The organism is Stenotrophomonas sp. MYb238, assembly GCF_009496535.1.
Taxonomy (GTDB): domain Bacteria; phylum Pseudomonadota; class Gammaproteobacteria; order Xanthomonadales; family Xanthomonadaceae; genus Stenotrophomonas.
This window is the reverse complement of the sequence record NZ_WIDL01000053.1, coordinates 1-2,387: the sequence shown is the minus strand read 5'-3', so window position 1 is coordinate 2,387 and position 2,387 is coordinate 1. Positions and strand designations below refer to the sequence as shown.

The following is a 2,387-nucleotide window of genomic DNA, read 5'->3' as shown; positions in this document are numbered from 1 at the left end:
GCGCATGCCGACCATGCTCAGCACCGTCGGCATGTCGGCGGTCCGCTGCATCGCCGGAGCAATGGCCGCTCCCGACAAGGCCGGCTGCGGCTGGATGCTGACCGCGTCGGTGCCGAGCAGGCTGTAACCGCATCCGGAGCCTGCCAGCAGCCGTTCCAGCGCCTGCCGCGGCGCCAGGTATCCGCGGACCGCCGGAACCCGCTGCCGTCCCACGCAGCTGGAGAACACCTGCATCCGCGCTTGCCTGGAAAAATCGATCAGGGCCGCGTCCAGCGTCCGTCCCTCGATATCGAACTCCACCGCCCCCGGCAGTTCCCCCGGCGCGGCAAGCGCCATTCCGCAGCCGCACAGGCCCAGCGACGCCAGAAACCTCCGGCGCCATGCGATCACCGTCCTGCGTTGTCCGGTCCAGCGGCCGATGCCGTGCCTCCTACTCCCGGTGCGGATGCCGCGTCATCGTTCCACCTCGTCCGCGCGCGGTTCCAGCACGATGCCGTCGGCGGACCGCACGACGTCCAGCGAGAAGGTCCTGGCCATGCCCTCCAGCCAGGCATCGACATCGCGGGTCGACCAGCGCCCCGTCACCGGACGCCCCGCCAATGCCCCGTCGCCCAGGGTCACCGGCCGGTCCGAGTAGCGGTTCAGGTCGGCGATGACGTTGCCCAGCGGCTCGCCGGCGTACACCACGTTGCCGTCCATCCAGGCCAGGGCGTCATGCGCATCGACCGCATGCGGCGCGCTCAGGCCGCCTCCGGCGCCCAGCGCGGTCTGCTGCCCGGCGACGAGCTGCACCGTCTTGCGTCCGTCCATGTCGAGGGATACATCGTTGACCTGCACATGCCCCTCGGTCACCGTGACGGCGACGCCCGACGCGCGCTGCTCGACCGCGAAGCGCGTTCCCAGGGCCTGCGCGATCAGCCCGCCGGCGCGGACCTCGAAGGGACGCGCGGCATCCCTGGCGACGGAAAAATAGGCCTGCCCGGCGACCAGTTCGAGCTGCCGCCGCGCCGGGCCGATCTGCACGCGCAGCTGGCTCCCCGGCCCCAGGTCGACCTGCGAGCGATCCTCCAGCACGTAATGCCCCAGTTCGCCCCTGGCGGTGGCGTACACCTGCACCGCATCGGCGGCGACGCTCCCGCGGTCGAGCACATGCATCGCGCCCAGCACGATGCCCACGCAGGCAACCGCGGCCGCGGCGGCCCAGCGCATCCATCGCCGGCGCCGCGCAGGCTGCACGGTGGGCGACCAGGCGCGCTCCGGCGCGGCGGGCGCGCCCTCGCCACGCGGCAGCCGCGATGGCGGCAGCAGGTCTTCCGGCAGCCTGGCGGCGGCCTGCCACATCAGGCTGACATCGTCGAAGGCGCGCGCATGCTCGGCGGATGCTTCCATCCACTGGTTCCACTGCTCGATCTGTTCGTAGGAAAGATCCTCGTCCTGCAGCCGCACGACCCAGTCGGCGGCCTGCTCGACGATGCGCTGGCGGGAAAGCCCATCCTGGTTGTTCATCGTCCTTCCTCCCCGATCCCGTCCAGCCTCGACTGGCACAGGGCCAATGCCTTGGCCAGGTAGATCCTCACCATGCGCTCGGTGACCCCGAGGCGTTCGGCCGCCTCCCTGAAACTGTATTGCCTGAAACGCACCAGGCGGAAGGCTTCGGCGCAATTGGGCGGCAGTTCCGCCAGCAACGCCGGCAGCTGCTCCAGTATCCGCGTCGCGCGCAGGGAACGTTCCGGATCCGATGCCGGATCCGGCCACAGCCCCAGGTCGTCCGGCTCCGGCAGTTCGGTATACGCCCGGCGCCGCAGCATGTCGGTGGCCAAGTTCTGCGCGATCTTGAACAACAGCGCGCGGTGGTAGCTGGCCGTCTGCTCCTGCCCGAGGTTGAGCAGCCGCGCATAGGCTTCCTGGGCGACGTCGCGGGCATCCTCGTACGAGCCCAGCCGCTGCTGCAGCGAACGTATCAACGCCTGGTTGAAACTGCGCACGAGTGCTTCGGCCCCGGCCGGCGGCGTTTCGGCGCGGGAGTCGTGTGGTTCGCCCATGAGGGAATGTTTACGGCCGTCCATATCTGCTTATACGAAGCAGGAGGGCAAAACTGAAATGCCCCCGCAACGCGGGAAGATTGCAAGGGAAACATTTCCGGAAGCGCCTGCTCGTTCGTAGAGGAAGTTACAGGGCAATGACCGTCCTGTGCCATCCCGATGACGAAACCGAGGACCGCAACCGTGAATTCCCTTCCGCGCAGAGGCAGGACACCTTCCCACCGCAACCGCCTGAGCCAGGGCATCGTGCTGTGCCTGGCCACGCTGATCGCCGTCCCGGCGATCGCCGACGAGCCCGATACCTCGCCCCGGCAGGGCGAAGCGACCAACCTGGGAGCGGTGAAG

3 protein-coding genes are annotated in these 2,387 nt (G+C 69.2%); all 3 read right to left on the bottom strand.

Annotation, left to right across the window (positions count from 1 at the left end; translation table 11 throughout):
• Nucleotides 1–390, bottom strand: a 390-nt coding sequence (locus tag CQ393_RS17955) for an STN domain-containing protein (protein WP_194269718.1), incomplete at its 3' end; no start/stop codon positions are given.
• Nucleotides 391–453: 63 nt separating this feature from the next.
• Complete coding sequence (locus tag CQ393_RS17950) at nt 454–1,506, bottom strand: FecR domain-containing protein (RefSeq protein ID WP_153193685.1); 1,053 nt, start codon at nt 1,504–1,506, stop codon at nt 454–456.
• Nucleotides 1,503–2,066, bottom strand: a complete 564-nt coding sequence (locus CQ393_RS17945) for a sigma-70 family RNA polymerase sigma factor (RefSeq protein ID WP_153193683.1) — start codon at nt 2,064–2,066, stop codon at nt 1,503–1,505. Before CQ393_RS17945 ends, CQ393_RS17950 begins: the two co-directional genes overlap by 4 nt.
• Between the last annotated feature and the right edge of the window lie 321 nt (nt 2,067–2,387).